Origin of the sequence: Bifidobacterium imperatoris (assembly GCF_002860405.1) — a bacterium.
GTDB classification, from domain to species: domain Bacteria; phylum Actinomycetota; class Actinomycetes; order Actinomycetales; family Bifidobacteriaceae; genus Bifidobacterium; species Bifidobacterium imperatoris.
In genome coordinates, this window is the sequence record NZ_NMWV01000001.1 from 85,589 (window position 1) to 112,365 (window position 26,777).

Annotated in this window: 18 protein-coding genes and 2 pseudogenes; 11 read left to right on the forward strand and 9 right to left on the reverse strand. The window is 54.1% G+C overall.

All coding sequences use genetic code 11. The features are described 5' to 3' along the window. Positions 1 to 86 precede the first annotated feature (86 nt). Complete coding sequence (locus Tam1G_RS00385; RefSeq protein ID WP_101625038.1) at positions 87 to 698, reverse strand: hypothetical protein; 612 nt, start codon at positions 696 to 698, stop codon at positions 87 to 89. Positions 699 to 749: 51 nt separating this feature from the next. Here Tam1G_RS00385 and Tam1G_RS00390 point away from each other — a divergent pair, with 51 nt between their 5' ends. Continuing rightward, positions 750 to 1,460, forward strand: coding sequence for a lysophospholipid acyltransferase family protein (locus Tam1G_RS00390; RefSeq protein ID WP_033890108.1), 711 nt, complete (start codon positions 750 to 752; stop codon positions 1,458 to 1,460). A gap of 125 nt (positions 1,461 to 1,585) precedes the next feature. Here Tam1G_RS00390 and Tam1G_RS00395 read toward each other — a convergent pair whose 3' ends face one another. Further along, positions 1,586 to 3,859, reverse strand: coding sequence for a Stk1 family PASTA domain-containing Ser/Thr kinase (locus Tam1G_RS00395; RefSeq protein ID WP_101625039.1), 2,274 nt, complete (start codon positions 3,857 to 3,859; stop codon positions 1,586 to 1,588). Positions 3,860 to 3,967: 108 nt separating this feature from the next. Continuing rightward, on the reverse strand, positions 3,968 to 5,071 hold the full coding sequence (locus Tam1G_RS00400) for a polyprenyl synthetase family protein (RefSeq protein WP_101625040.1): 1,104 nt from the start codon (positions 5,069 to 5,071) through the stop codon (positions 3,968 to 3,970). Between the two features lie 191 nt (positions 5,072 to 5,262). Here Tam1G_RS00400 and Tam1G_RS00405 point away from each other — a divergent pair, with 191 nt between their 5' ends. The 6 genes from Tam1G_RS00405 (at position 5,263) to Tam1G_RS00430 (ending at position 17,678) form a co-directional block, all read left to right on the forward strand. Next, a complete protein-coding gene (locus Tam1G_RS00405) occupies positions 5,263 to 6,003 on the forward strand; it encodes a DUF4192 domain-containing protein (protein ID WP_242689633.1) in 741 nt (246 codons plus the stop codon). Between the two features lie 200 nt (positions 6,004 to 6,203). Continuing rightward, a complete protein-coding gene (locus Tam1G_RS00410; RefSeq protein WP_101625041.1) occupies positions 6,204 to 7,658 on the forward strand; it encodes an RNA polymerase sigma factor in 1,455 nt (484 codons plus the stop codon). A gap of 65 nt (positions 7,659 to 7,723) precedes the next feature. Then, complete coding sequence (locus Tam1G_RS00415) at positions 7,724 to 10,021, forward strand: DNA gyrase/topoisomerase IV subunit B (RefSeq protein ID WP_101625042.1); 2,298 nt, start codon at positions 7,724 to 7,726, stop codon at positions 10,019 to 10,021. Between the two features lie 280 nt (positions 10,022 to 10,301). Continuing rightward, positions 10,302 to 11,492: an MFS transporter gene (locus tag Tam1G_RS00420; protein ID WP_165781845.1), complete on the forward strand. Its 1,191-nt coding sequence runs from the start codon at positions 10,302 to 10,304 to the stop codon at positions 11,490 to 11,492. A gap of 181 nt (positions 11,493 to 11,673) precedes the next feature. Next, a complete protein-coding gene (locus Tam1G_RS00425; protein ID WP_101625043.1) occupies positions 11,674 to 12,639 on the forward strand; it encodes a ribokinase in 966 nt (321 codons plus the stop codon). Positions 12,640 to 12,803: 164 nt separating this feature from the next. After that, the gene (locus Tam1G_RS00430) at positions 12,804 to 17,678 is read left to right on the forward strand and encodes a DEAD/DEAH box helicase (RefSeq protein ID WP_101625044.1); all 4,875 of its coding nucleotides are present in this window, start codon (positions 12,804 to 12,806) and stop codon (positions 17,676 to 17,678) included. A gap of 100 nt (positions 17,679 to 17,778) precedes the next feature. Here the strand turns inward: Tam1G_RS00430 and Tam1G_RS00435 are convergent, their stop codons facing one another. Further along, positions 17,779 to 18,918, reverse strand: a complete 1,140-nt coding sequence (locus tag Tam1G_RS00435; RefSeq protein ID WP_101625045.1) for a 4-hydroxybutyrate dehydrogenase — start codon at positions 18,916 to 18,918, stop codon at positions 17,779 to 17,781. A 756-nt stretch (positions 18,919 to 19,674) separates the two neighbouring features. On the opposite strand from Tam1G_RS00435, the pseudogene Tam1G_RS12065 reads away from it, so the two are divergent. After that, positions 19,675 to 19,822, forward strand: a pseudogene (locus Tam1G_RS12065) (hypothetical protein); the annotation flags it as partial. 574 nt (positions 19,823 to 20,396) lie between these two features. Here Tam1G_RS12065 and Tam1G_RS00445 read toward each other — a convergent pair. Genes Tam1G_RS00445 through Tam1G_RS00460 form a run of 4 tightly spaced genes read right to left on the reverse strand, consistent with a single transcriptional unit; the run spans position 20,397 to position 24,073 of the window. Continuing rightward, on the reverse strand, positions 20,397 to 20,786 hold the full coding sequence (locus Tam1G_RS00445) for a DUF1304 domain-containing protein (protein ID WP_101625046.1): 390 nt from the start codon (positions 20,784 to 20,786) through the stop codon (positions 20,397 to 20,399). A 40-nt stretch (positions 20,787 to 20,826) separates the two neighbouring features. Beyond that, positions 20,827 to 21,468 carry a PIN domain-containing protein gene (locus tag Tam1G_RS00450; protein ID WP_101625047.1) on the reverse strand — a complete coding sequence of 214 codons (642 nt, stop codon included), beginning with the start codon at positions 21,466 to 21,468 and terminating at the stop codon, positions 20,827 to 20,829. Next, positions 21,465 to 21,821 carry a hypothetical protein gene (locus Tam1G_RS00455; RefSeq protein ID WP_101625048.1) on the reverse strand — a complete coding sequence of 119 codons (357 nt, stop codon included), beginning with the start codon at positions 21,819 to 21,821 and terminating at the stop codon, positions 21,465 to 21,467. The genes Tam1G_RS00450 and Tam1G_RS00455 overlap by 4 nt, the downstream gene beginning before the upstream one ends. Continuing rightward, entirely contained in the window at positions 21,818 to 24,073 is a 2,256-nt protein-coding gene (locus Tam1G_RS00460; RefSeq protein WP_101625049.1) for an N-6 DNA methylase, read from the reverse strand. The genes Tam1G_RS00455 and Tam1G_RS00460 overlap by 4 nt, the downstream gene beginning before the upstream one ends. Positions 24,074 to 24,347: 274 nt before the next feature. Between Tam1G_RS00460 and Tam1G_RS00465 the strand changes: the two genes are divergently transcribed. Both Tam1G_RS00465 and Tam1G_RS00470 read left to right on the forward strand, forming a co-directional pair. Continuing rightward, positions 24,348 to 25,010 carry a hypothetical protein gene (locus Tam1G_RS00465; protein WP_101625050.1) on the forward strand — a complete coding sequence of 221 codons (663 nt, stop codon included), beginning with the start codon at positions 24,348 to 24,350 and terminating at the stop codon, positions 25,008 to 25,010. 18 nt (positions 25,011 to 25,028) lie between these two features. Then, the gene (locus Tam1G_RS00470) at positions 25,029 to 26,090 is read left to right on the forward strand and encodes a DUF2442 domain-containing protein (RefSeq protein WP_101625051.1); all 1,062 of its coding nucleotides are present in this window, start codon (positions 25,029 to 25,031) and stop codon (positions 26,088 to 26,090) included. Positions 26,091 to 26,234: 144 nt separating this feature from the next. Here Tam1G_RS00470 and Tam1G_RS00475 read toward each other — a convergent pair whose 3' ends face one another. After that, positions 26,235 to 26,444, reverse strand: a complete 210-nt coding sequence (locus tag Tam1G_RS00475) for a GNAT family N-acetyltransferase (RefSeq protein WP_101625065.1) — start codon at positions 26,442 to 26,444, stop codon at positions 26,235 to 26,237. 120 nt (positions 26,445 to 26,564) lie between these two features. On the opposite strand from Tam1G_RS00475, the pseudogene Tam1G_RS00480 reads away from it, so the two are divergent. Further along, positions 26,565 to 26,777: pseudogene (locus Tam1G_RS00480) on the forward strand (integrase catalytic domain-containing protein); the annotation flags it as partial.

Genomic DNA, 26,777 nt, shown 5'->3' on the forward strand with positions numbered 1-26,777 from the left:
CGTTCAAAAACCTACAGTCAGTGTTGAAAAACCTACAGTCAGGATATGTCAAAAGAGAATGGTGCTTGAGCGTGAACCTGCCGAGGCTACACGCGTGCGCCGTCGTCGAAATAGCCGCCTTTGTCTCCGGGACGGTTTTTGCGAGTGAGCGCTTTGTACATGAGATTGCCAAGGCCGATGATTGTGCATACGCCAAACGCAATGTTCAGTATGGTGCTGAGCACTGGAATGCTGTATAGCGCGGGCACGAGAATCATCACCAAGATGCCAACCACGCCGATAACCAGCAGAGCCACCGATAATACGGTCGAAGCGTGAGCCGGCCCCAAATCCGGGTTCGGAGGGGTGAAACCGCCATCATCGTAACGGTCCATCACATCATCGGTATCAAGCCAACTCGAGCCGGTGAAATCGCGCGGGCCTCGGCTCTGCTGTGAACGCTCGTGAAATGGGCGAACGCCATCAGTGAAAGCGCCAGCATCCAAATCGTCCACGGAAAGCAGTGCCTCCTTCTCCCGCTTCTTGGCCTGCTTCTCGAATTTCTTGGCTTGCCGAGAAGACGCCACATCATTGAGATCGGCCTTATGCTCGGCTTCGAATGCCGCCCAAGCGGCATCGAGATCATCATGCTTTGCGCCATCATCCGGCGTGGGCGTTGTCGGCTCGTCAGCTGCGTTGGTATTGTTGAGGTCAGTCATATACACCACTCTAATCTGATGCCCCAAACCGCGCAGGGAGGGAAACGCCAAGTGCTGTACTGGTTCTTCGTTAAAGTTTTTGGTCCTATTGCTCGTCATCGTCTCGGCCCCACCGTTTCCGGCTTGAACAATGTGCCGCGCTCCGGTGGCGCCATTATTGCAGCAAACCATCTCGCTGTGATTGATGATGCGCTGATTCCTATCACCTGCCCTCGTATGGTGCATTTCATGGGCAAAGCCGAATACTTTGAGGGTAAGGGACTGAAGGGCAAGTTCAAGAAGTGGTGGTTCACTTCCGTGGGCGTGTTCCCTGTGGATCGTTCCGGTGGCAACAAGTCGCTTGGTGCACTCGAGCATGCGCGTGAGATCATTGAAGATGGCCACCTATTTGGCATTCACATCGAGGGAACTCGTAGCCCGGACGGACGCATGTACAAGGGGCACACCGGTGTGGCGCGCCTCGCTTTGGAAACCGGTTGCCCGATTGTGCCGGTGGCACTGATTGGTTCGGATTTGCTGCAGCCGATTGGTACTTCGATTCCGAAGAAAGGCAAGACCCAGGTCAAATATGGTAAGCCGATTGAGGTTTCCAAGAAGTCTGCTGATGAAATCACCCACGCTGAACTTCGCGAGTTGACTGATCGTGTGTCTGCCGCCATTCAGGCCATGAGCGGTCAGGAATACGTGGACGAATACGCTCAGAAGGTCAAGGCCGAAATGAAGGCTGCTAAGGAAGCAAAGGAAACTGCGGCAACTGAGTAAATCGTCAGCCTTCACCAAGGGTCACGAATAAACCGCTAATACTAATAATGGCTCCCTCGCCATCGTGAGGGAGCCATTATTAGTATTCACAGCATTATCTGCCGCAAAAACTATATATTGTCGAGTCACACCACGGTCAGTGTGATAACGGTTGGGGTACCGTTTTCGTCACGCAGTCGCACGGTTTCGCCAGCCTTGGGGCTTTGGATACGAACTTCATGCGTCAAATCGCCAAGAGGCGCAGACTTCTTCACCGTGAACCCGAGCTTCTCCAATTGCTTGGCAGCATCGTCATAGGTCATGCCTACCACATTGGGCAAAACAGTGGTTTCCGGTCCTTTGGAAATCACCACATCAACACTATCGCCCCATTTGAGCTGCGTTCCAGCCTTCTGCGAAGATGAAATCACAGTGCCGGAAGCAATTTTATCGTCAAATTCCTCAGTGATATTCGCAGTGAGCTTCAGATCACTGAACGTTGAGAGCATCTCATCCTTGGTCTTACCGACAATATCGGGCATGCTGACCGGCATAGGACCTTTACTCAGCGTGATGGTCACCTCAGCATCATGCTTTACTGTAGTGCCGGGATCGGGGGAGATGGTTAATGCTGCGCCTTCCGGAACATCCATCGAATACTGATCGCCAGATTCATCATGGGTAATGTTGCTGAATCCCGCGTTCTTCAATGCGTTCAGTGGATCCTTGCCATTGGCTGAAGTCGGATCAAGAATATCGTCCGGCACAGTAACCATGTGTGCGCCCTTGGATACCACGATCTCAATCTGCTGATCGCTGCGCTTGCCCACATGGCTGTGCACAAATGCTTCAGTCTTATCGATGGTTGCTGAAATAATCTTGCCCTTATCGACGGTATCGCTGAACTGCTCCGAAGAGGTATACGGGATGCCGGCCGTTTTAAGCAAGCTCTCATAGGTAGACCAGTCCGCTCCGGAAAGCGAGCATTGGGTATCGTCAGTAGTGCAGGACACATCTTCAGGCTGTGGCACACTCCAGTAGCTGCCGGGGCCCACATACCACCACCAGCCAAAGCCTCCGCCCACGCATACGAGCACTATTGCTACGATGGCGGCGATAATCAGCGCAATCTTGCGATGTGATTTTTTCGTTGGATGGTCAGGGGAGGGTACTTCAGATGTGGACTCGCCAACCGCATGAATGGTGCCGGATGAATGCAGCGCCTGAGTGGGTTCGCCCGCCATTTGGGGCAACACCTGCGTCTCGCCGTCATCAGACGCACTGTTTTGACGCATCACGCGAGTTTGCCCGATGCCATTCGCATTGGAGGAAGAAGCTGCAGTGGAATCGAGTGCAGTGGTAGGGGCAATCGGAGCGGAAGCCGAAATGTTTCCAGCTGCTCCCGGCTGATTGATTGTTGCCGATGCCGGTGGCACTGGCGGCGCCAACGGTGCCGATTGCATGGCCGTAAGATGTTCCGCGGACTTACCGATGGCGCCCACCAATGCCGGTGCCGTGGCATCATTACGATTCGATCCAGCCGTTTCAGCATGGAAACGATATTGCCATGCCTCCAACGGCAGTTTCGCAGCCAATTGCCGCAATTCCGACGCGGCCTCAGTACCGTCTTTTGGTCGAGCTTCGACAGCACGCGCAGTCAAATGCGAGATGAATGCCGCCACCGTGGGGTCGATGCCGGAGCAAACCGTGGCAATGGATGGCACATCCTCATGCACATGCTTGAAAACCAGGGTCACCGGATTATCGGAATCAAAAGGCACTTTGCCGGCGAGCATCTCCCAGGCCATGATGCCCACCGAATACAAGTCACCTTGCGGCGTGGCCAGATTGTTCTCAATCATTTCCGGCGCAAGATAGGCAGCCGTGCCCAGCAGCATGCCGGTCGAACTGAGAGTGGCCTGACTAGCGGCTTTGGCAAGACCGAAATCAGTAATCTGTACATGGCCGCGATCATTGAGCAGAATATTCTCCGGCTTGATGTCACGATGCACCACGCCGATACGATGCGCGGAAGCTAGACCATCCAGCGTTTCCGCGATGATGCGCAAGGTTTCCCTCACCGAGAACGTACCCTGCACATTCATCTCATGGCGCAGATTAATGCCATGCACATATTCCATGACCAGAAAATCAAGACCATTGAATTCGCCGGTATCATACACCTGAACGATATGCGGATTGGCGATGGCTGCAGCGGAATTAGCTTCGCGACGGAAACGCTCAACGAATTGGGCGCGATGAGGTCCCTGAGCCAGCTGCGTATGCATCACTTTGATGGCCACAGTGCGGCCCAGACGCTCATCGACCGCTTCATACACGGTAGCCATGCCACCTTCGGCGATATTGCGCACAATGCGGTAGCGTCCCTCAATCATCTGCGCGGGCTCGTTCTCACTCATGAAATCGTACGGTTCCTTTGACTACAGCTGAACATGGTTCAGTTTACATGGCACGGGCTACGCTACTGGGCGAGGCCGGCATGAAACAATGTGGCAGAACACTGCCGACTATCGCAAATCGATAGGAATGAACCGCGCGCATGCTTCGGTGAGACGGCGTTTGCCTGATTCATCCAGTGATTCATTGAGCTCAAGATCGGTGATGGCTGTCTGAGATTGCTTCCACAATGTGCTGATACGCTCGCGAGAACGATCAATGGCACCGGTCTTACCGAATAATTCGATGGCACGTTTCACTTGCTGCTCATCGCGGTGGGCAGCTTCGAACATATCGCGCAGTTCCTGCTGGTCGGATGCGTCTGCCGCGCTTAGCGCGTCTGCCAGCAGCACGGTGCGCTTGCCTTCGCGAATATCGCCGCCCACCGGTTTGCCGGTATTGCGGCTCGAACCAATGACGTCCAACAGATCGTCGGCAAGCTGGAACGCCAGTCCTAAGGGTTCGCCGACGGCAAGTGCTTGCTGCTGAGCTTTGGCGGGTTCGACTCCTGCGGCCAGCAGTGCGAATAGCAGTGGTGCAATAGTGGTGTAACTTGCGGTTTTCCAGCGGAATACGTTGAGTGAAGCGGCAGCCAATGCTTGAGGATCGCTTAACGGTGTCATTTCCACGCCGAGATCCAACACTTGGCCGATTTCCACCTCACGCTGCATCGTGAGGAATGATTCGATGATGGCATCGCCATTATTGAGATGCCGGGCCGCTCGTCGGGCGATTTCTATGCATGCCGTAGCCAGAATGTCGCCCAGCATCAGGCCAAGGCCGCGCCCAATGGAAGCGTTATGTACGGTGTGCTCCAATGCCCGGTGCGCGGAAGGTTTACCGCGGCGCAGATCGGATTCGTCGATGATGTCGTCATGCACCAATGCGGCTGTTTGAAACACCTCGATGGCGCAGGCCAAGTCAAGCATGGCGGTGTGCGCCGAGGAGCCAGTGTCATGATGGCTGGCGGTCAGCGCATCAAATGCGTCAAGACTCAGCAGTGCGCGCAGACGCTTGCCACCCTGGCTTGAAGCGACGGCCTGATCGATGACTTCGCTCATCACCGGTCGTAAAGCGTCGGCCACTCCTCCTGTAGCGGGTGCATCGGTCAGCTCCCGGACCAATTCGCAGATGCGTGGTTCGATGATAGTGAGGTCATTCATGGTTGTGCACATGCTTTATAACTTATCCACAGGTTGTGATGAACACAACAACGTTGGAAATATTGAGCTTTGAAGCTAGAACCACATACCTTGTTTTTCGCTCTGTTCTGCGCGCGTTTCATGCATAGTGGACCCACATCCATTCGAATCGAGGCCGGTTGCATGGCTCGAATTCATTTGTTTTGGTCAAGGAGGACAGAAACATGGCAAACAGCAGTAAAAAACATGCGCGGCGCAACGCCAATACGGCTGGCAAGCGTACGAATGATTCCCATCGTAAAGGCCGGCATAGCGGCAAGCAATATGAATCGCAGCCGATGCTGCCGCCAGAACCATTCGACATGGAAGACTTGGATATGTTGTCCAGCACTTTTCATGCTGATCGTCGTGAACGAGGCCCGCAACAAGCGGATGCGGATTGGGTGGGGGAGCCCTTGGACGAGTGGCTTGCTTCGCTGGACGAAGGCATCGCCGATCTGAATCCAGAAACTATGGCGGCGTTTGCCGTGGGAATGAATGAGGCACTCTCTATTCGCGATGCTCTGATTCTTTCGATAATCATTGACCGGGACGTATGTCCCAGAGCACAACTCATTGAATTTGCTTCAAAACCGCATAGCGCTCACGCCCAACGGCGGATGAGCCAATTGCTGACTGCAGCATTTGAAGATGAGAGCATCATGCCTGATGAAGATCGTTGCCGCACTGGTGTGGACATGCTGCTCAATATCGCCATGATTTCACCTATGCCGTACTGCATTCAGCCTTTGGCCGTTGCCGCCTACACGTTATGGTGGCTGGGAGATTCCAGCGCCGCGGCATTGGCGCTGCAATGCTTGATGCTGGATGAAGATTGTTCGCTAGCGGCGATGGTGTTTTCTGCAGCAGACCGCGGAGTATTTCCCGCATGGTGCGCGTGTAAGGTGCAGGAAATGGCTGTATAGCAGGGTTTCGCAATGAGAATTACGGGTGATGCGTGCGGTTTCGTAAGCGTGTATTGGTTGTGTTTGCAACACTGTTTTTGCGATAAATGGGAATAATCGTCCGCGGAAGGTGATTTACTCACATAGTTGACGATTTGCCCTTGCCAGAAGTGTGCCCATGTGGTATGTGAACTTCAGGCGAGAGATCAGAAGGAGCAGTTTTGGCCACGAAGGAAACGACGGCAACCAAGCAGACGGAAGACTCCAGCGAGGAGACCGAGACCAAGAAGAAGGCCAGCTCTACGACCACCGCACGCAAGACCTCCACGCGTAAACCTCGCGCCACGAAGTCGACCAAGGCAGCCGCAGGCGAAGCCGGCGAGAAGCCGGCGAAGAAGACTACGCGCCGCACCTCGGCCAAGAAGACCTCCGCCAAGAAGAGCGAGGATGAGGATCTTCTCAAGACCGAAGATGAGCAGAGCGACGATCTCGATGATGACGTGGTGGATGAAGACGACCTCGACGTTGATGATCTGGATGAGGACATCGATGACGTTGACACCGACGACTCTGATGATCTGGACGAGGACGACCTCGATGCCGACGATGTAGATGACGAAGACGATGAGGATGAGGACGCCAAGCCGAAGCTTCCGGAGAAGCCGAAGGAAAAGGGCGCCTACGTGGTGTCCGATACCGATGATAACGACGAGAACATCATCCCTGCAGGCAATCCGAAGCGTCGTGTGATCGCCGCGGGCGCCACCGCCGATCCGGTCAAGGATTACTTGAAGCAGATCGGTCGTGTGAGCCTGTTGAACGCCGAGCAGGAAGTGGACCTGTCCGAACGCATTGAGGCCGGTCTGTACGCCCAACATCTGCTTGATACCCAGTCCGATGGCATGGAGTTCAAGCGTAAGCGTGAGCTCAAGTGGGCCGCGGCCGACGGCAAGAAGGCCAAGGACCATCTGCTGGAAGCTAACCTGCGACTCGTGGTCTCGCTCGCCAAGCGTTACACGGGCCGTGGCATGCTGTTCCTCGATTTGATTCAGGAAGGCAACCTGGGCCTTATCCGCGCTGTGGAGAAGTTCGACTGGAAGAAGGGCTTCAAGTTCTCCACGTACGCTACATGGTGGATCCGTCAGGCCATCACCCGTGCTATGGCTGATCAGGCCCGTACCATTCGTGTGCCTGTGCACATGGTTGAAGTCATCAACAAGCTTTCCCGTGTGCAGCGCCAGATGCTGCAGGATTTGGGTCGTGAACCTACACCGGACGAGCTGGCTCGCGAGCTGGATATGCCGGTGGAGAAGGTGCAGGAAGTACAGAAGTACGGTCGTGAGCCGATTTCCCTGCACACTCCGCTTGGTGAGGATGGCGATTCCGAGTTCGGCGATCTGATTGAGGATACCGATGCCATCGCGCCGTCTGATGCCGTGGCCTTCTCCCTGCTGCAGGAACAGTTCAAGCAGGTGCTTGAAACCCTGTCTCCGCGTGAAGCCGGCGTGATTAAGATGCGTTACGGTCTTGAAGACGGCCAGCCCAAGACCCTGGATGATATCGGTCGTGTCTATGGCGTGACCCGTGAACGCATCCGCCAGATTGAGTCCAAGACCATGTCCAAGCTGCGTCACCCGTCTCGTTCTCAGACGCTGCGCGACTTCCTGGATCAATGATCGATCGCTTGGCTTCCCTCCACTCGAGGGAAGCCAAGATGGTATTAGAGAGAAATTAAGGATTTATGGCCACAGAAGATTATGGCGCGAAGGATCTTGCCGTCCTTGAAGGCCTTGACGCAGTGCGCAAGCGCCCAGGCATGTATATCGGCACCACCGACTCACAGGGTCTTATGCATTGCCTGTGGGAAATCATCGACAATTCCGTTGATGAGGCCTTGGCTGGATTCTGCACGGATATCACGGTGACGCTGCACTCCGATGGTTCGGTTGAAGTGGCGGACAACGGTCGAGGTATTCCTGTCGATAAGGAGCCGAAGACCGGCCTGTCCGGTGTGGAAGTAGTACTCACCAAGCTGCATGCCGGCGCCAAGTTCGGCAATTCCTCCTATAACGCGGTTGGCGGCCTGCATGGTGTGGGTTCCTCCGTGGTAAATGCGTTGAGCTCTCGACTAGACGTGGAAGTCGATCGTGACGGCAAAACCCATCACATGGCGTTCCATCAAGGCCATCCCGGCGTTTATACAGATGCCGACTCAGCCAACCCTTCGCCGGACTCTCCATTCAAGCGCACCCGTAAGAACCGGCCAACCGAGTTGGAAATCATTGGCAAGGTGAGTCCGAAGACCACTGGTACGCGAATCCGTTACTGGGCTGATCCGGAGATTTTCAACAAGACCGCCGAATTCTCTTACGAGCAGCTCGTGGACCGTGTGCGCCAGACCAGTTTCCTGGTTCCCGGTCTCAAAATCACCATTGTTGACGAAAATGTGCCTCAATCAGCTGCCGATTTAACGGCTTCCACGCAAGTGTCGGAATCTGCTGAACCATCTCCGTTGCCCGAAGACCAATCCATTGCGGCGGATGATGTCCATGAACTGCCGATTAACAATGGCAACAACGATAGCGAAGAGGACTTTTCGCTGAATACGTCCAGCGAGGTTGTAGATGGCGCGTTCGGTGAACAGCCGGCGCATCCGCGTGTGGTGGAATTCCGCCACACCGGTGGTGTCAAGGATTTCGTGGACTTCCTCTCCAAAGGTGAGCCAGTCTCTGACATTTGGCGTATTCAGGGTGAAGGCACCTACAAGGAAGAAACCCAAGCAGTGGGTGAGGGCGGCGAACTGCACGCTCAGGAAATCGAACGCACCTGCGGCATTGATATCGCTTTGCGTTGGGTGAACGGTTACGACACCACTATTCGTAGCTTCGTGAACATCGTGGAGACGCCGGGCGGCGGCACCCATGTGGATGGCTTCATGAACGGCATCACCAAGCAGATTCGCAAGGCTGTGGAAGACAACGCGCGCAAACTCAAGGTGAATCTTAAGGATTCCGCCATGAAGGTGGAGCGTGACGACATTCAGGCTGGTCTCGTGGCCGTGGTCACCGCCCGAGTGGCCGAACCGCAGTTCCAAGGCCAGACCAAGGATGTGCTCGGTACCGCGCAGGTCAAGCCAATCGTCACCAGACTCACGGATAAGCAGTTCGGCGAGATGATCACCGGTTCCAAGCGCGGATACAAGGAGCAGTCCGGCCGCGTGCTGGAGAAGATTGTGGGGGAGATGCATGCTCGCATCCAATCCCGCAAGGCCAAGGAAGTCACCCGTCGCAAAAATGCGTTGGAATCCGCTTCCATGCCGGCCAAACTTTCCGATTGCCAGCCCGGCAATGACGACATTGCCGAACTGTTCATCGTGGAGGGTGATTCCGCACTCGGTACCGCCAAGGCCGCGCGCAACGCCGGTTTCCAAGCACTGTTGCCGATTCGAGGCAAGATTTTGAACGTGCAGAAGGCGTCGATTACGCAGATGCTCTCCAACAAGGAGTGCGCGGCGATCATTCAGGTGGTCGGCGCCGGCTCAGGTCAGAGTTTCGACATCGAACAATCCCGCTACCACAAGATCATCATGATGACCGATGCTGATGTGGATGGCGCGCACATTCGCATCCTGCTGCTGACATTGTTCTACCGGTATATGCGCCCGCTGATCGAGCACGGATATGTGTATGCAGCCGTGCCGCCGCTGCACCGCATCGCATTGACCGGCTCGCATAAGGGCGAATACATCTACACGTATTCCGATGATGAGCTGGCCGGCAAACTCGCCGACTTGGATAAGCAGCACATCGGATACAACGATGACATTCAGCGCTACAAGGGTTTGGGTGAAATGGATGCCGACCAGTTGGCTGACACTACTATGGACCCGCGCACCCGCATGCTGCGCCGCATCCGTATGGAGGATGCCGCTCAGGCCTCCGAAATCTTCAGCCTGCTCATGGGCGATGATGTGCCGCCTCGCAAGCAGTTCATTGTGGACAATGCCGATGATTTCGACCGCTCCAAGATTGACACCTGATAGATCATCCTGACGCCTTTTAATTGCCCCCCTGCTGATCCAACATCATTTCGGTTCGACAGGGGGTTTATTGGAGTTGTTTGAAGAGCGATTACAGATCACTCACTATGGAAGTGCCCCAATGAATTCATATCGATATTCGGTATGCTTTGATGATGGCTCTCTGCAGCGCCGCAAAGGCGGGCTTTCTATCGGCGTGTTGATTACTTACCATTCGGTAAGCTAGATGACATCGTTGTCACGGACAGTGTTGTTTTTGATGGGTGGAGAGGTTGCAATTATGGCAAGTCTGCTGCTTGCGGTGATTTACATAGCATTTATCAGTCTTGGTCTTCCTGATGCATTGCTAGGTGCCGCTTGGCCAACAATGAGCCAGGATCTTGCCGTGCCGGTCTCATGGGCAGGTGGCATCTCGGCGGTGATTTCCATGTTCACCATCGTGTCCGCATTGCTTTCGGATCGTATGACTCTGAAATTCGGGGCAGGACGCGTCACCGCAGTATCCGTAGCGCTTACCGCAGCGGCTTTGGCTGGCTTCTCCATCGCGCCGAATTACTGGGTGCTGCTGCTGATTGCCGTACCCTATGGTCTCGGTGCAGGCGGCGTGGATGCCGCGCTGAACAACTACGTGGCCGTGCATTATGAAAGCCGACACATGAGCTGGCTACATTGCATGTGGGGAGTCGGCGCATCCATCGGCCCGTACATTATGGGCTTTGCGCTATCCCGCGGTCAGGGCTGGCCTTGGGGATATCGGTACATTGCCATCTTGCAGGTGGCGCTTACCGTGGTTCTGGTGCTGAGTTTGCCGTTGTGGAAATCACGCAAGCGCACCACCGCGGAAGAGCGAGCTGACGCCAGCACCGCTGCACCTGAAGGAGAGACTCGGAAGCCTCTGGGAGTGGCCGGAGTACTGGCCATTCGCGGAGCCAAGGAAATCCTCATCATGTTTTTCTGCTATTGCGCCATCGAGACCACAGCCGGCTTGTGGGCATCCAGCTACATGGTGCTGCACGGCGGTGTGGATAAGATCACCGCGGCAAGTTGGGCCAGCCTGTTCTATGTGGGCATCACTGTGGGGCGAGGATTGTCTGGATTCATCACCATGAAACTCTCCGATCCTGCGATGATTCGGCTGGGGCAGTCTCTGGTTCTGGCCGGCATCCTTGTTATGTTCGTGCCGCTGCCGCACCATCTGGGCATTGTGGTTGGTCTCGTGGTCGTCGGCCTCGGCTGCGCTCCGATTTATCCATGCGTTATCCATTCAACGCCTACGTACTTCGGTGAAGAAAACTCGCAGGCCATCGTTGGCGTGCAGATGGCATGTGCGTATATGGGCTCGTTGCTTATGCCTCCGGTGTTCGGCGTCATTGCTCAATACATCAGCATCTCGCTCTACCCGTGGTACCTGTTGCTGTTCTTGGTGCTGATGACGGTGATGCACGAGCGTCTGCGCAAAATTCGTGGATAATGCCGGGCTGATGGTGTTTGCGATGGGAGCTTGATTACGGCTGCTGCACGGTATGCATTGCATGGGCATAGTTCACCGGAATGTAGCCATTTTGTTATCGGCTGGTAGCCTCTGATTCGACCTTTGGGCCGTGGGCCTACTATGCTGTGCAAACATGGAGAAAAGTGAAGAACATGAGCAGATGCCTGAACCGGTGCGTGATCGACTGGAAGCACTGGGTAAGGCACAGGGTTCTGTGATTGTAGTTGGCTCCATGAACGCCGACTACACCGTGAGCACAAAACGACTGCCCAAGCCGGGTGAAACCGTAAACGGCGGAGCCATGAAAGTATTGCCGGGCGGTAAGGGAGCTAATCAGGCGTCCGCCGCGGCTAGGCTCGGTGCCAACGTACAATTGTTGGGCGCTGTTGGAGAAGACGCGAATGCGGACTTCTTGCTGAGCAAGCTTGACGAGGCAGGCGTGGATACCGCTGACATTCTGCATGTGGAAGGCCCGAGCGGCACCACGCTGATTACCGTCAGCGCTGAAGGCGAGAACACCATTGTCTATTCGCCTGGATCCAATTCCAAGGCCAGCGCTGGGTATGTACAGTCTCACCGCGATACCATCGCGCAATGCGCGGTGCTGGGTTTATGCTTGGAAAGCCCCATTTCCACGGTGATTGCAGCGGCTCAGACCGCTCATGATGCCGGGGTGACCGTGCTGCTCAACGACTCGCCATTCATGGACGAGCTTCCACATGAACTGGTGGAAGCCACGGATATTCTGCTGGTCAACCAGCATGAAGTCGCCCAGCTGTTGGGCTTGCCGGACACCGAAAGCACCGATGATTACGACTGGTATGAAGTGGTGGCCCGCTTCACTGACTACGGCTTCGACCGCGCCATCGTGACGCTGGGTGCATCTGGATCCATCGTAATTGAGGATGGCCGTTGGCATCGCGTTTCCGCAGCGCAAGTCGATGCGGTGGATACCACTGGATGCGGTGACTCCTTCATGGGTACCGTGCTCGCCGGTTTGGCCGCGAAGTTCACCTTGCTGCAATCCGCGCAGATCGGCTCCTATGTTTCCGCATATGCTGCCACCAAGCTTGGTGCGCAAAGCGCTTATGGTACGGCTGAAGAAGTTATTGAATACTTCAGCTGATTTGATGCTGTTGCTATTGATTTAGCGCGATAAATTCGCATGTGAACCGACAATGTGCCCCGCTGGCTGCTTGCTAGCGGGGCACATTTGCTATTGAGTCGAGGTTTTGCTCTGTTGGATAGGCATTGTTGCCATTGTTGATACCGCGGACTAGGCTCGAACATATGTGCGAAAGTCTGAATCTATTTGCCGAACCTACCCAAATATGGTTCAAGCATGCATTTGGGCAGCCTACTGAAGCACAGAATCAGACTTGGCCGGCTATCAAAACCGGTGACAATGTACTTGTCATTGCGCCCACGGGTTCCGGTAAAACACTGGCGGCATTCCTGGCTGCCATCGACCGACTTATGGTGCATGATAAGAGCAAGCACACGCAGTCGCAGCGCGCTGGTGTGCGAGTACTATACATTTCACCGTTGAAGGCGCTCGCAGTCGATGTGGCTAAAAACCTCGAACGGCCACTCGAAGGCATCGCCGTACAATGCGAGGCACAAGGTCTGGCCGCGCCCACAATCACCATTGCCACTCGTTCCGGAGATACGACCGCGCAAGAACGACGGCGCATTGCTTCTCATCCGCCGGACATTCTGGTTACAACTCCGGAATCTCTCTATTTGTTGCTGACTTCGAAAGCGGGCCGTATTCTTTCCACGGTGGAAACGGTGATTGTGGATGAGATTCATGCCATAGCCGGTACCAAGCGTGGCGCACATCTAGCATTAAGCCTTGAGCGATTGGAAAACCTGGTTGCGGAAAGCCGTAAGCGTGAGGTGATGGATAAGTCGCACGATTCCGCTAAGGCCAAGGGGGCGGGTAATGCGCGCAATGAACGGCATATTCAGCGCATCGGACTCTCCGCCACGGTGAACCCGCCTGAAGAAGCCGCCCGATTTCTGGGCGGTGGCAGGCCGGTAACCATCATCAATCCTGGTGGCAGGCCGGCTATGGATTTGAAAATGGTCGAGCCGCTGGAAAACATGCGGGATTTGCAGTCCGTAAACGCTAAGCATCGTGCTGGCGGAGTGGATGCGGAGAAAACGCCGCACATCAGCGGAGTCACTCCAGCGATGCAGCGGCTGGCCGAGCGCAAGGGCATCGTCGAATCCGATTCCTCGGCGATTATTGGTGCTCGTGGCGACCGTACCTCTGGTTCGATATGGCCAGTGGTGGAGCGTAGCATCTTGGATGAGATTCTGACGCACCACACCACGCTGGTATTTGTGAATTCGCGTGGCGTTGCCGAAAAGCTCACCGCCCGATTGAACGACATGTACGCCGAACAGCGAAACGATGCGCTGACACAGCATGATGCCGTCAATGATGACTCGTGGTCTGCAGGGCCAGATTCTCCTGAAGGGCGTGAAGGCTTCGCGAAACATTATGACGCTGTAGTGGGCTCTACCACCATGCTGGTTGGCTCGCATGAAGGCGACGATGTGATTGCGATGGCCCATCACGGTTCCGTTTCTAAAGACCGCCGCAAGATGATCGAGGAACGGTTGAAGCGTGGCGAATTGCGTTGCGTGGTGGCGACTTCCAGCCTGGAGCTCGGCATTGACATGGGTTCCGTGGATTTGGTGATTCAGGTGGATACTCCGCTATCCGTTTCCTCTGGTTTACAGCGAGTGGGCCGCGCCGATCATCAGGTTGGGGGAGTCTCCCATGCGCTGTTCTATCCGTTGACCCGACAGCAGATTGTCACTTCGGCGGCGAGTTTGGAATCGATGATGGCGGGCGACATTGAGTCACTTGCCGTACCGCGTAATCCGCTCGACGTGCTCGCACAGCAGACAGTGGCTGAGGCGTCCATGCATAATCTCAAGGCAGATGAGTGGTATGCCACAGTATGCCATAGTGCGCCATTTGCCGGACTGCCGCGCGACATGTTCGATGCGGTGATTGGCATGATGTCCGGTGCGTACAACACTGAAGAATTCTCCGCGTTCAAACCGCGGCTTATGTGGAATAAAGAAGAAGGTGTGATTTCCGCACGTCCGGGTGCGCAAAAGATTGCCGTTACTTCGGGTGGCACGATTCCCGATCGCGGTCTGTATACTGTGGTTCTTCCTGAAGCCGACGCTGGCAAAGGACAGCGCCGTGTGGGTGAGCTGGATGAGGAAATGGTGTATGAATCGCGCGTAGGCGATGTGATTACGCTCGGTACGTCGTCTTGGCAGATTCAGGAGATTACCCGCGACCGTGTGGTAGTGACACCTGCACCCGGGCGTACGGCCCGTCTGCCGTTCTGGCATGGAGAAGGCGCGGGACGTGATTATGGCTTCAGCCGAACCATCGGTCGATTCCTGCGCGAAACCACCGCCGGATTGGAACTACCTTCTGGCTCCACTCAGGAGGAGAGCTGTCACCGTACGGCGGCTGAAGGGAGACTCCAGCCACACTTCATCCCAGCCATCACGCATCGCCTTCAACATGACGGCCTCGACGCCAACGCCATCACCAACCTTGCGAATCTGCTTGCCGAACAGCAAACCGTCACCGGTGTCGTGCCCGATGACAGAACCTTGGTGGTAGAACGTACGCGCGACGAAGATGGCGGTTGGCGAGTTGTTTTGTTAAGTCCCTTTGGTCGCCGCGTGCACGAACCGTGGGCTATGGCCATCAGTCGTAGGCTTGCCGCCCGATACGGGTTCGAAGGCCAGGCCTATGCTGCGGACGATGGCATCGTGATTCAACTGCCGGACGGCGAAGGACACATCCCGGTAGCCGATTTGTTCCTGTTCGACCCTGAGGATTTGCGCTCCGATGTGGAGCGGCAGGTTGGCGAATCGGTACTATTCGCTGCACGATTCCGCGAATGTGCAGCACGCTCCCTATTCATGCCACGCTCCGATCCGGGGCGGCGCGTGCCGCTCTGGCAGCAAAGACTCCGTGCCGCGCAACTGCTGCAATCGGCTCGGACCGCGAAGAACTTCCCATTGCTGTTGGAAACCGCGCGCGAATGTCTGCAGGACGTCTACGACATGCCGGCTCTGCATACAGTGATGACTGGGCTTGAGACGGGCAACATCATCATCAAGGATGTAGAAACCGAAACACCTTCACCGTTTGCGGAAAACATTCTCTTCGGTTTCGTGGGTGCGGTGATGTACCAGTATGACCAGCCTCAAGCCGAGCGCAATGCGCAACTGTTGTCTCTTGATCCGCAAGTGCTCGAACGCCTACTGGGCAGTACGAATATGGCTCAAGTTTTGGACCCTGAAGTGATTCGTACCGTGGAACAGGAACTGGGTGAGCGCACTTTCTGGAACGAGCTTGCCGCGGATGATATCGTCGGCAGAATAGCCCGGTATGCGAAAACTCATGGTCCTTTCACCACCGAGCAAATCATCGATGAACTGGGCATTAGCGCAAATGATGCGGTACATGAATTGGACAGATTGGCCAGTCTCGGAGAGCTGCTCAAAGGGCATTTCGTCGATAATGATTCTGCAGCTGATTCAGTTTCTGATGCCCAAAATAACACTCGGAATCCTGAACAATGGCTGCACAAGGATGTATTCCGCCGCATCCGTCAGCGCTCGCTTGCCAAAGCGCGCAAGGCAATCAAACCAGTGGAGCTGGCTGCTTATCAGATGTTCCTGCTTGACCGCCAAGGTGTGGGACCTGTCGGCGGTGAACGGTATGAGGGCGTGGACGGTTTGATGCGAGTCATCGAGCAGTTGGAAGGTTTGGCTTTGCCTGCCGCGTTATGGGAATCCTCCATATTTCCCGCCCGTGTGCGTGACTATCAGCCGGCGTTATTGGATGAACTGCTCACCTCCGGGGATGTAGTATGGGTGGGTTCTAAAGCCGGTGCAACAGGCGCGATGGAGGCGGGAGAAATCAGCTTCCATCCAGCGGATTCTGTGCTCTTGTCTGATGCATCGAACGCTGCGGATTCCATACAGAGCGGTAGCACTGATAATGGGTCAGCCACGATGCCGCAAGCTATTCTTTCGGCACTTTCGACAGGCGGGGCTTTCCATGCGCGTCAACTGATGGACGCCGCCAAACATATCTGGAACGAGACCGCCGAACCGGATATCAATCCAGAAACCGGCGAAATCATTCCTCAGGAGTGGAGCGAACAACAGTTCAAGGATGCATTATGGAGTCTGGTCTGGCAGGGCAACATCACCAATTCGAGTTTCACGCCTGTTCGCGCTCTGATGTCTGCGGGGCAAAACAGCCGGCATAAAACAACGGTCTCGCGCAGGCGGGGTCGGGTTGCGCCGATTCGCCGCGCGACTACCGATATGTCCCTGTCCGGGCTGTGGTCGTTAACGATTGTGCAGATACATAACGACGACGATGCTCAAGTGTCTGAAACTGCGCAATCCATACAAGCCGAGCGTGTGCTCGCCACCGTGGACGTGCTGCTCGACCGATATGGCATTATCGCCCAGCCGTTGGTGGATCAGGAAAAGCTGCCAGGTGGATTCTCGGCGTTATATCCGGTGCTGAAGCGCATGGAAGAACATGGGCGATTGGTTCGTGGCATGTTCGTGCGTGGCTTTGGCGCAGCCCAATTCGCCGAACGGGAGACCGTGGACGCGTTGCGTCACTCGCGAGAAAGCCGTGAACAAACTGTGGTGGCGTTAAGCGTATTGGATCCGGCGAGCCTCAGCGGCGCGGCAATCGACTGGCCCCAGGTGAGTAGTGAAGCTATAAAGCCCACACGACGAGCCGGCTCACTTGTGGTGTTGAGCGCACAAGGCCCACTGTTATACGCTACGGTGAAATCCAAGCATCTGACGGCATTCCCATCGCAGCCTCAATCCGCTGATAACAATAAACAAGACGCCAATGCCTCTGACAATATTCCAATCGATACCATGATGCGCAAAGCCACCGCGGAACTGGCCTATGCATTGCAACGTGCAAGTGTTGGCACAGGATTCGGTGCCGGTAGCGGTCCTGTGACAGTAACTTTCAGCGATGTGAACGGCGAGCCACTAAACGCTCGCCATCCATTCGCGCGCACGCTCCACCAAGCAGGCTTCGTCCCCGTGCCTCAAGGCATGCGATTGTATTAGCGGCATTCCAAAATCTGCCATGCTCGAAAAGAAGCAGGTCTGTCTCCCGGCAGAATCCAGAGGACAGACCTGCGTTTGAATGCGGTTTGTTATTTGCGGCTCAGTACAACTCTTCGAAAATCTTGCGCACGCGATCGGCGTCGAGAGGTACGAAATTGTTCCGCATCAGTCGTGCCTGAGTGGTCATCACACGTTCCGTGAACTCCGGTAGATCCTCGCGCGTCACGCCGTATTCGTGCAGAGCCTTCTTCGGCAACAGCTGGTTGATCAGTGCTTCCAGCTCGTCATACACATTGGCCACATCACAGTCAAGCAAGTCGGCAAGCACGGCGTTCAGCTTCGCGATCTCACCATCCGACTTGATCTCCATGTAGTTGCGCAGCACGCCGGTGAACATCGCATAGTTCGATTCGCCGTGCGGCACATGATACTTACCGCCCAACTGGTAGCTCAGCGCGTGCACAGCCGCGCAACCGCCGGTATCGAAGCTGATGCCCGCGTAATCAGAAGCGATGAGGAAGTCATTCATCAGTTCATTGCGCTTAGTGCGGCGCTCGCTGCTGCCGGCAGGGCCAGCCGCAACAATCGCCTTATAGCCGTTGACGATCATCTTCATGGCCTCGTATCCGAACAGACGCGTGTACGGCGTGGAGTTGGGGGAGAGCGTCGACTCGACCGAATGCACGAGCGCATCCAGAGAGCTCGTCATGAACACATGGTCCGGCAAACCATAGAGCAGCTCGGGGATGAGCACAGCGTGATCGGCGAACATCTCCGGGCTGGCAATACCAGCCTTGCAGCCGAGACGCGTGCGGTTGATGGCCGCGATTTCGGTGACCTCGCTGCCGGTGCCGCAGGTGGTGGGCACGAGAACCAATTCGACCGTGCGCTTGAAGTCCGGCAGATGGTCAATCACATCATCGATGCTGGCGCCGCCGGCCACGGCCACGATCTTCGACATATCCATCACCGCGCCACCGCCGATGGCGACGATGCGGTTGTAATCAAACTGGCCGGCATCCTGGATGATGGCGTCGATCATCACATCGGTCGGCTCCTGATTGCCGTACTTGTCCACCAACAGCACGTTTGCGCCGTTGAGGCATGGCTTCAGGAATGCGTCATGAATCATGCCGATGCTGACCACTAGATCATTCGGGCCAAGCTCAAATGCTTCGGCGAATTCCTTGACCGTGGCGAACTGGTAGATGTCTTTCGGCCCTACGGTGAGCATCTTCATGGTGTAATCCTCCGTTGTTTGGATGATGTTCGGATATTGCGCCCGATGCTAATCCCGGTTCATGTCCGCGATGTTGCTTTGCGTAATACAACAAAAACGGCTGACGTTGTAGTCGGTCTTCCGAGTGTCCATTCCAATACAATGTGGCAGAATTATATGTTATCGATTTCTGACGTTGAAAGAGGTGTCATGGGTATTAGGACGCCGAAACAGAAATCTCGTTTATTCCAACAGCGTCAGCGAACATGGTCGCAAAATAAGTCTTCAGATATATCGAGTGCGTGCGGAAAAGCTCGTTTTCGTACCGAGCTGGATGCGAAGATTGCTTTGGCTAGTGTTCAGCGCCAGCGACGTGGCCGCGTGCGAGACAAGGATGAGAAACGTTACTATCTTTGTCCACAATGTCATGGATACCATTTGACGTCAAAACCGAGGTATAGCGGGAAGTCTCGTTATAGTGAAAAGGACAAGCCGGTCGCTCGAGTGAATACCGTACCGGCGAAACTCAAAGGCGTTTCTGTCTTCATTGAACATATTGGTGAGGATTGGATTTACACGATTCCTGAATTTGACGCATACGGGAAGGCCGCATCGCAAGAAGAAGCGAAACAAACTGTTCGGACGATTATGAACTTTGTGGATGATTCCATTACCGCATCGTTCCGTTATTATTCGGATGATCAGAATATCGAATTGTTCTATGCCCAGCAGGTGGCTGGTTCGCAGAACTCATGTACAACGGAAAAACCGTCATATATGGAGCCTTTGCTGAGGCAATTGAGATCCATATTGTTCCGTAACGGTTTTCGATTCAGAAAGTATGATTCGCGATATCCTGGGCCGCCAGATATCGTGTTGCCAAAATATCGCACCATGGTATTCGTGGATTCCTGTCTGTGGCATGATCGGCAGGAGTGCTGTCGCAAGGCGTTGCCACCTGAATCACAACGCATTTGGCAGGAAACCCATATTGATGAATGGCGGCGGATGGTGGAGGAACGCCAGCGGTTGATAGATGAGGGCTGGACTGTTCTTTCATATTGGGAATGCCGTTTTTGCGATAATCGCAAACGCGCAAAGCGGTTGAACTCTTTCCTGAATGATGTGCGCAGCGTTGCGAACGATTTAGGAAAGAGTTCTTAAGCATGGTCTTGTTGCCGAGTGTGCTTATTCGATAGCTGTCGACTCTTTCTCATTGCGAAGCTGGAGAGCGGTAGCAGTGGCCCAAGTCAGAGTCGTTAAAACGCGCATCGTGATACGCGTAGGATTTGGTTTTTCCCTCACGCACTCGAGGATTGCTGACGCTGCGTTAAGTGCAGTCGTAATCATGTACAAGGTGGAAATCTTAGGAATTCTCATGATTGTTATTGTAAGTAATTTACTGGATGCCGAACGGCTATGGCGCTGTTAATTTCTGTGGGCTGGTCTTGTTTTTTGATGGTTGCTTGTTCATGCTCGTTGAGAATGAGCTGCCGCAATTACAGGATGAAGGAGACGATGAGGAGAACTAAGGAAAGGGCTGGTAGCGTGAACTGTTTGACGGCGGCCGCGCGCTTGTCTGGGCTGCCGGTGAACAACACCAGCGCGGCAAGCACCATGGATGCTGTGCCGGCTGCCATCAGTGTGCTGCCAATGGTTTGTTGACCGAACAGGATGATTACTGCGCCGACTGCAGCCATGATGCCGAGGAAGAGGTTGTAGAAGCCCTGGTTGTAGGCCATCTCCTTGGTTGCTTCGGCTTCTTCGATTGAGGTGATGGAGAAGGTTTTCATGGTGCTCGGTTCAGTCCACCGGAATGATTCCAGAACAAAAATCAGGACATGCAACAGGCCTGCCAGTACAGCGAAAACACATGATGCGATAAGCATAAAATACCCTTTCCTCTCTCAAACTTGGGACGGCTAGAGTCTAGCAATGAAATGGTGGTTGCGCCATGCCGTCTATGAGCTTGGCGAACATCGGGCATTGTGCGCGCCTAAGGTCCGATACCATGCGTGAATATGGCGTTGCATTGGTGGAGACATACCGTTCGAACTGGTAGTTCAGCGCTTTTAACAATGTGGAATTATCTTCGGCAAGAGAGCACAGAAACATGTCTGCGGTCATGACCTCGTAGCCCAATTCTGCTCGTTGAACGTCGCTGAGCCATCCATAGAGTTTCCTGTCGTTGGTCACTAGGCAGCTGCATTCGTTGCATACCATTATCGAATGTAGGAACATATCGCCGCGGTCGGAACCTATGAAACTATCGCGAGTAAGACGACGATCTGTACGTGGAGTAAGTTCCGCAATGTTTTTGAGCAATAATGGGAGTGCGTTGTTCTCCTTTTCCGGGATTTTCCATTGCCTGTTTTTGCCATACTTTTCTCTGCGTATTCGCGCTAACACTATGCTGGTTTCGCCGGCAAGCTGACGACTGGTATAAGGTTCGAATGGAGCGTCTTCACGGTAGAAGGCGTAGATCCATTTGCGTACAGTGGAGTTGACGAGAATATTGGTATCGAGCAAAACTCGGCGTATGCAGTCGCCATGCTTGCCGTAGTCAATCACAATCCCCACCTTTCCAACAATTCGTCAAGCTCATCCAGTGCCTCGAGCTTGTTGTGCCGAAGCTGTTTCTGCAGAAGCAGTACTTCTTCTTGCGGATAGAGCTTTTGGTTGTCATGCATAATGAGAGGAACGTTTCGTTCCTTTAAGCCAGTCTGAATAGTTTCGCTCTGCAGACCAGTCATTTCGATAGCCTCATCGAGACTGATTAGGGGAGAAGAGCTCGAATTCGAGGTTTGAGTCTCGTTACGGTGAGCAGTCTTGCTGCTGCGAATGGCATTGATATAGGTGCCGATGGCAAAGCCCATGATTACCGGTAGCGAGAACGCATATACGTACAGTAGTGAACGCTTCATTGCTCCTGATCGCTCCTTGACTGTTTGCGGGTATTCATGCCGATAGCTGCACCGTATCGAATGGCGCTAGTCACCGTACTGAGTTGACTACGGTATAGTTCCGCGCTCTGCTGTAGTGTTTCCACGGCGCGCGCATAGGCGACTACACGGTTCTGCTGATCCAAAGGCAATGCGGGAATCTCCAGTTGAGCCGGGCGAATGCCTTTAACAAATATGGAAGGTGTCTGCCGGTCGCGGTTCCAAGTACCTTCTGCCATCAATGCCACATATTGAGGATTCCAGCGCTCCTCGTCCATCAGTCTGACGATGTGCACATTTTTATGTACGCGGTGTCCGCCGGACTCATCCACCACAGCTTTGGCAAGTTCGCCGGAAATCAGCAGAATATCATTCGTTGCAGTAATTCTGCTACCTTCTTCAGAATCCTGCGTTGAATCCAACTCTCGCAGTTGATGAGCGCTCACATCGTCTGGAGTGACCACATCTTCCGGCGTAACTTGTTCGTGCAACGCATACCCTGATTTGCGCTCTGGCTTATAGTCCCCTTGCTTTATCGTGGCGATGTTTCCCAAGCGGACAGTGGTAATATCACGGCAATCCAAACCCTGTGCGTCGAACTGTCGTAAAGTTTCAAAAGCTTTGGATGCCAGAACGTTCATAGGTGTCAGAGCATTCTGCTGCTGCGTATAAGTAAGTTCGATTTCGTCCGGGTTCTGTTTGTCTGCGTCGAGCCATTGCGATGGCGACAAAGTGACCTGTGGATCGCCTAACAATTCAATCGAACGAACAGTTCGAGCTATAAGAGGGCGTGTGGGAAGCAAAGAACCGTGCGCGAACCATTTCAGTGCCTGTTCCATCCATTCGATTGGTTTATCCTGCACACCATATGCATCACTTTCCACAGTCATGCTGACCATGCTCACCGTATCGCGGGTCTTGTTCGGAGGAGTCAGCACCCAGAGGAACGTAGGAATTGCCGTATTGACATACAGATTGGAAGGCAATGCAATAATCGCCTCTACGCATCCTGCGGCAATTAGAGCACGCCGCACATCGGTTTCGGAACCTGTTCTGAACAATGGGCCTCCAGAGGTTACGACAAATGCGCGCCCGACGTCGGAAAGATGTGCGAGCGCATCCTGCACCCATGCCAAAGCTGAATCGTTTTTCGTGGGCATGCCATATCGCCAACGCAGATCCATGTCATTCGGCTCCCATCGCAGGGCGAACGGTGTCTCCAATACAACGACATCCGCTCGGGTGCGAGGAGAAGGATCCTGTACAAGGCAGTCTTGCGTATGGATATCGAGCGAAATGCCTGTGAGATTGGCAAGAAGGAATCGGCGTGCGGCAATGGTCGATGTGCGAATGTTGATATCGGCGCAATGGAATTCGACGATGCGCTCGCTATTGCTTTGTTGATTATCTCCGACTGCAGGCTGCTGCGTGTTGGTGTCTTTGTCTATGATGTTGCCTAATTGAAGCAGACTTTCAAGGATGCCGCATGCGGGATCGTATGCGATGATGGATTGTTTGCCGGATTCATGTTTGTTGATGTGCGCAGCGGCAAGTTTGGCTAGCAAAACCGATACGCGTGATTTCGGGCATCCGAATTCACCGTTCATACGTCCTTGGCTGATGATGGTGCGTTCAAGCATCATTGAGACGAGCTGATTCATTTTGTCGGAGCCAAGGGCGAAGAGATTGTTTGCGAAATGAAGCAGTTCAGCTAATTCGTCTGGTTGCAACTGTTCGATTTCGGATGGAGGCGTTAGGGCAAGGCGGGCTGCGGCGGTGGAGTTGCCGTCGTATGCGTTGAGCAAGGAGTTGACCAGTTGCTGGCATGCATCCGTATATGATTGCTCGGTGTCGACCTTGGAAAGAAATGCTTGCCATTCGGTTTCGCAATGGAAACTGTTGGCTGTGCTGCGAACGCAAAGAGCCCACAGCAGCAGCGACATCATTGCCATTGGGTCAGCCTGATTGCGCCAGCGGTCGAAGAACGACCAGGCTGCTTGTTCCATGCGAGTGTCTTCGAATGCGATGTTATTGCTGGTGAGCCATGCGGCCACCTCGTCGTAGTCGAACAGAGGGCGACCGTCTTTGGAGTCCACGGGCTTCGGAAAGTTCTTGTTTTCTCGATTGCGCCAGTTCGATACTGCGGATGGGCGTACGCCGGCCATACGGGCAATATCGGCGGAGGAGAGCGTGTTCTCGGTGAATGACCACTTCGCAGGCTTGTCGTGTTCCATATCCACTGTGGCTCCTATGTTGTCGTGCTCTGTGTGACCCTATTCACAGGTTATGATGTGAGTATATAACCGAAGTTTCAAAAAAACATATGTGAATGTGGTTCACATACATGTTTAATGTGTGATAGTATTTGGAATTGGTGGGCATGACAAAGCTCTCCTTAGGGTAAAAAGAAGGTCGGCGCGGTGTATTGCCGCGCCGACCTCGAACTCATGTTTTAGGGCGTAGTGTGCTTGTTAAGCGCAGTATTGCAAGTTCAGAGAGGAGCCGCCTATGGCCAATAGTCGAAACAACGGGAACAACAATAACGGTAATGATGAGCTGACGAAGATGTTGCGAGCCATTCCGAAACCCATCGGGAAAGCGCTGTGGAAGGCGACTGATGTGATGGGGATTGTTGTAGATCCCATAATGAAACGGTACCGTGATACTTGCGCGGAATGGTATCGGATTCAACAGCTGAGAACCAATGGTTTTACCGACGAAGACGTCTGGGGTGTGGGGCGCAAGGAAAGTCTGCGTATGTCGAAAATGCTCGCCGCAATGGAAAAGCGATGCATGGGAAGCCCGCGGGGGTATGACGATAAATCCCGGTGGTTGATACAACGCGATGATGCGGATTTGGAACGATGGCTGGATTCTGAACCGGGATGGGCGCTCTTGGAGCGGATGGATAAGCCGCGATTTTACAAAGAACGCTTGTCGGTGCGAGAGCTTGGAATCGCTTACTGCGCATGGCGTGAGGATTTAGAGTACGCGTCCAATGTGCTTGCGTTAGCGGATAAATGGCTTCCATATGGAGTGGATTCGCGTTACCGCGAATACTGCCGGGTCTTTGGCATGAAAGAAGCCGAGAAGATTTCCAACCGCATTCGCGCCGAAGCGCAGCGCGCCTGGCATTGGATTGCCGACAACATTTACGATTTATGGGCCTAGTGGAATTGAGGTGTGATTATGGCAGATAACGTGATTGTTCAAGTACCGGTCGATGTGATGACTTGGTATCGAGCCAATAAAGCAATGCTCATGAAGGGCACGACTTTGGAAAGCAAGCTACGTGAGTATATGCATTATCTTGCGAAGCAGAGTCGTGATTATGTGCAGGCGTCTGAAAACCCTTCTGAAAGGTTGGATCCGAAACCCCCGAAGCGCTCCGGTGTGCGGTGCTATGACAAATATGCGCATAGGGTGATTGACACTAGTGAGATTTGGTCAGGCGGAACTCCTGAAGTGGTCGAAGCGCTCCCGTTGGAAGACTATTGGATCGAAGTGCGATTCAATGACGGGCGTCATGGTGTATTCAACATGCAGCCATATCTGGGACGTCCTGCATTCGCAAAACTTAAGGATGTGGAAGTTTTCAATCAATTATTTATTCGCGACGGTGTGGTGTGCTGGTCTGAAGATCTCGATATCGCAACGGAACGCATGTGGACAGATTGCGAACCTGTAATTGAGCACTGGACGTATCCGGAAGATTGGCCGAAGGTGGGCGATAAAGGCCCCGATGGCTCTCCGATTGTATTTGTAACAGATAAAGGCTTCCCTGTTGCGGACAAGCTAGAGGACAAGTGGGGCGAAGAAGCAGACCGCGCTGAATGGATGTTTGAACCTGGAGCTCCGTTGCTTCCTGGTCCGATGCCTTCCTCGGATGAACTTGAACGCATGGATCAGGAAGAACGAAAGAAGAAGGCTGGGAACCCAGGGACTGAGATTGAACAGTTGAGGAAAGACTCTACTCGGTTTGGCAGAGAGTCGGATTCCTTGGCAAGCCGTAATTTTGCACAACAGCAGCAGATATGCAAGCTCCTGCTCTCTATGCGTAAGCATGCGGATGTCAGCTTGGAGGAGATGTCAAAACGCACTGGCATCTCGGCCTCAGAGTTGTGGAAGGCTGAAGACGGTTCTAGCAGGGCCAGTTTGCTTGACTATTTGGCTGACTACTGCACCGCGCTCGGCAAGACCTTCACCATCAGCTTTGATGATTGCGAGGAAGCTGGCAAAGAGCGCAACTAGTGGTTATTGAGCTCTACGAGGCCTTAAAGTGCTGGGATTGGTGTGCTTCCAAACATACCGATCCCAGTACTTTTCTTCTGATAGTCGGAATGGCACTACTTTTTGATTGTCATCCACGTTTTTGAGTACTGCTACAACCGATATTTACGCCAGTTTGAGATACATGCTATCGTTGCCGGGAATTGGTCTGAATCCGAAATGCTCATAGAATGATCGGGCGCTGTCATTATAGGGGTCAACGATTATGGCTCGTGAGCCAAGTTGTTGGCTGATGGCGCGAGCTCGGATGATGGCATCCTGTAGCAGTTTCCATCCCAATCCCTCTCCTTGAAATCGCACGTCGACGCCAAGCATACCAATAAGAATCGCGGGGATTCGATCGGCGACGTGCCTCACGTTTTTTGAGCGCGTAGGGTGTGGTGGTGCCTCATCGGGAATGAGCGCGAACGGTATCGGTCCTGTTTGGCTTGTCTTATGGAAGACAGGATCAGCATGGCGACGAAGCGGCAGGTCACCCTGAGATTCAGGGATGAATACATGAAGGCGTCGAAGAAGGACAAGGGACGCATCCTCGATGAGATGTGCTCCGTGCTGGGAATCGGCAGGAGCACCGCGAGACGCAGACTCACGGAAGCCGGGCGCGGCAGGCCGTCGATGTCGCCCGCGGAGCGGCCGAAGCGGTATTCG